2 protein-coding genes are annotated in these 3,808 nt (G+C 66.3%); one reads left to right on the top strand and one right to left on the bottom strand.

Features of this window, described 5'->3' with window-relative positions; all coding sequences use genetic code 11:
• A partial coding sequence (locus D7V77_RS40795) for a serine/threonine-protein kinase (RefSeq protein WP_233597536.1) occupies positions 1 to 1,132 on the bottom strand: 1,132 nt, incomplete at its 3' end.
• Positions 1,133 to 1,833: 701 nt separating this feature from the next.
• Here D7V77_RS40795 and D7V77_RS40790 point away from each other — a divergent pair.
• Positions 1,834 to 3,711, top strand: a complete 1,878-nt coding sequence (locus D7V77_RS40790) for a lipopolysaccharide assembly protein LapB (protein ID WP_147452331.1) — start codon at positions 1,834 to 1,836, stop codon at positions 3,709 to 3,711.
• Positions 3,712 to 3,808 lie beyond the last annotated feature (97 nt).

The following is a 3,808-nucleotide window of genomic DNA, read 5'->3' as shown; positions in this document are numbered from 1 at the left end:
CGTTTGACAGGCTCTTGAGTGGTTGCGCTGGCGGGATTGGCTCCGGTTGGGGGGGGGGGAAGACAATCACCTTGGCAGTGCGCACGGGGAGGTCTGCTTGGGAAGAGACCTCTGTGCTTTGGAGCCTGAGGACCGCGGCCCCCGTACAGAGGAACAGGACCACTGGAGCCATCCACCAGTCCGGTACGGAGATGTCCCAGTTGCTCTTCAGCGGCTCCAGCGTCTCGGAGGTGAGGGTGTCATCGGATGGAGGATCATCCGAAGCCCCTGGCGTGCCAGTTGGGACGGACGGCACATAAGGTGTCGTACGAAGGGGGATGTTCTTCAGCCGTTCCCGTACGGCCTCCGCGGAGTGTGGCCGTGCGGCGGGGTTCTTCTCCAACAGATGACGCACCAGGGCATCCAGCGTTGGCGGGATTCGGGGAACCCGAGACGAGGGGAGCGGAGCAGGCCGCTCCATGTGCGCGAACATCACCTGGATGGGATCACCCTGAAATGGCCGTGAGCCTGTCAGCATCTGGAACATGAGGACGCCCAGTGCATAGAGGTCCGTGGCGGGGCTGATGCGTGTTCCCCGAATCTGCTCCGGCGCCATGAACTCCGGGGTCCCCAGAACCGTCCCCTCCGAGGTCATCGGGTTCTCGCGGGACTCCAGCAGCTTGGCGATGCCGAAGTCGACCAGCTTGACGACCGGCGCCGTCACCGCGTCGGTGACGATGAAGATGTTCGCGGGCTTCAGGTCCCGGTGGATGACGCCCGCCCGGTGCGCCGCGCCCAACGCGGCCAGGACCTGATCCATGACCCAGACCACGCACTCCAGTTCCATCGGGCGACTCCCGCGAAGGAAGTCGGAGAGCGGACGGCCCTGGAGCAACTCCATCGTGACGTAGGGGCGTTCGTCCGGGAGGTTCCCGAACCCGAAGATGTCGACCACTCCCGGGTGCTTGATGGAGTTGACCGCTCGTGCCTCCATGAGCAGCCGGTTCACCAGGTGCTCCGAGACCATCTCGGACCGAAGCACCTTGATGGCGACCTGCTTGCCAATCAGCGGATGCACCGCCCGGTACACCACCCCCATGCCACCCTCACCAATGCACTCCTCCAGGGTGAACTCACCCAGTCGGGTACCCAAGAGTGAGTCCACGGGGAACGTCGGCCGGGCTTTTTGCCCGGTCTTTCCCTTGTCGTTTCGGGTGGGGAGCGAGATTTTCATGAGGGGGCCAGAGCCTGAATCGTAGACACGGATTTTCGGTGGGTTCAATTCTCCGCGAGCCCTCACTACAGGGGCTTGCATCCAACCCATGGAGTGACCCACTAGGGTCGTGTCTGACATCCAATTCCCCCACGAATGATCAGCGGGGGAAGCGCGCCTTCAGCTTCTCCTGCCAGGTGTCCAGCGCTTGGTTCACGTCCATGCGCTCTCAGCTTGGGCAACATCAACGGTGGCATCCGGGACATCTCCGGAGCCACCGTCTTGGGCGGCGCGTCATGCCGGGTGATGCGGTCGGTCAGCGTCTTTTCGAGGGCATCCAGGGCGCCGTGGACCCGCGTGCGCTCGGCGTCCGTGGTGGCCTCCGCCGCCGCCCGGGGACGTGTTCACCTGCTTCAGGTGTGGCGGGCGTGTCCATGGATGTCTGCTGGATTCTTTTTGGACGTCGTCAACACCCTTGCATGCCTGCAGTTGGCTCTCGCAGAGCTTTTGGCGGTCAGCATTGGCTTTCGTGAACCCACTGGAACACGACTTCTTTTGCTCATCGCCACCGCGCCGTCAGGCTCGCCCTCTCACTGGGAGTCAGGTGTGTTCCTGACGCATTTCGCGTATGGGAGGGATCCATGAGCACAGGTCGTGTCATGGGGTTGGCGGCGCGTGTCGCCCTGTTGGCGGTGTGGGGCTGTGTCCTCGGCGTGTCGTGTGTGAAGCGACCCGTGGACTACGCACGGGAACAGGCGCGAACCCTCGCTCCAGCGAAGTTGGAGTCCTCGTCGCAGCCCTCGACGGGTCCCGTCCGGAAGATTCGGGTCCGGGTCTACGCGGACTCGGACTATCGGGAGCAGGTAGTGCGCTGGCGAAGCAGCGTCGTGTCCCAGTTGCAGCGCGCGAGCTCGGTGATGCAGGGGCAACTGGGCGTTGTCTTCGAGCTTGAGTCGACGCGCGAGTGGGCGCATCGAGGTGTCGAGGGCGAGTTGGAGGGTTCACTGACCGCGCTGGAGCTGAGGGATCCGGGCGAGGACGTGGACCTGGTGGTCGGCTTCGTCTCCGCGCTCAAGCTCTTCTCCTCCGCGCAGCATGAGCTGGGCATGGCCCGGCTGTTCGGGCGCCACTGCGTGCTGCGTGAGATGGGAAACGCGGAGGAGGTCCGCGCCATCATGGAGGCGCTGATCCACCTGCCCCAGGACGAGCGGCAGACGCTCTACGAGGAGCGGAAGATGCATAAGGAGACGTCCATCTTCCTCCACGAGTGGGCGCACACGCTGGGGGCATTCCACGTGCGCAACTCGCACTGGATGATGTTCCCGAGCTACGCACCGAGTCAGTCGGCCTTCACACCGCAGACCCTGGCGTTGCTCAAGACCAGCCTTCGCCATGCCTCGGCGGGTCGTCGCGATGACGCCGCCGCGCGGGCCTGGGCGACCGAGCTGGGGGCACTGCTGGCCTCGACGTCCTCGCCGGACTGGGAGGGACCGGAGAAGGAGGCTGTCGTCGAATGGCTCGCGAAGGTCCGCGAGGCCAAGGCGCCGCTGGTCGTTCACCAGCTCCAGGCCCCCCTGCCTCCGGAGGACCGGCGCCGGCTCGACGAGATCCTCGCGCTCGAGAAGGCGGGACGCGTGGAGGTCGCCGCCCAGCAGATAGAGCCCCTCGCGCGACGCTACCCGGAGGACTTCTTCGTCCAAAGGGTGGCCTGCTACCTGGACACGCGGGTCGCCCCCAAGTTGCCGGCGACCCGGGAGAAGTGCGAGGCCGTCGCGGAGAAATTCCCCTCCGAGCCCGCCCCCTTGTTCTTCCTTGCGTCCCTGGCCCTCCAACAGGGGCAGCACCTGGAGGCGCAAGGCCAGCTCGTGCGGGCGCGGCAACGGATGGAAGCGAACCCTGGAACACCGCCGGAAGTCTGGGGAGATCTCGCGGCCTTCTTCAAGGAGACCTCCTCGGTCACGTGGGCGGAGCAGGCCACCCAGAAGGCGGGCAATGACTCTCGGACCGAGCAACTGCGGACCTGGGCTCGGCAGGCTCGACGCTGGAAGGCGCTGCCAGTGGATGTCTCCGTGAGCGGTGTCGCGGTGGAGCGGGAGGGCGAGTTCATCCGCGCGGCGAAGGACGTCGAGGACTCCCTCGACAAGGGGCCGGCGACGAAGGTGCAGGCACGACTCACCTGGCTGAGGCGGGAGTTCCCGCGCGCGGCGGTGCTGCACGTGTTGGACTGCGAAGGCCACCTGCGCGCTGGCAGGACGGGGCCTGCGAAAGCGGCGTGTCGGCAGGCCGTGGCCGCGTACGAGGATGCGGTGCAGGCGCACTTCATCCTGGGATGGTTGGCCTCCGAGTCGGGTCCCCGAGAGGAGGCGCGTACCCACCTGGAGCGTGTCGTGGCGCTGGAGCCCTTGCACAAGCAAGCGTGGCAACTCCTGGCGGAGCAGTACCGCGCCGTGGGGATGGCGGAGGCGCTGAAGACGCTCCAGGGGCGCTATCGTGAGCAGTTCGCCCAGGAACTGCGCTGAGGCGCGGCGCCGTCCTCACCCATGCGCTGGCGCTCCTCGCGCCGCCACCCGCCATGGGCTCTGTGCCGGGTGCGCATTCCCGCCTGGCTTGGAGGGG

It is taken from the genome of Corallococcus sp. CA041A (assembly GCF_003612075.1).
GTDB lineage: Bacteria > Myxococcota > Myxococcia > Myxococcales > Myxococcaceae > Corallococcus > Corallococcus exiguus.
The sequence above is the reverse complement of the archived record's forward strand: the minus strand, read 5'-3'. Positions and strand labels throughout refer to the sequence as shown.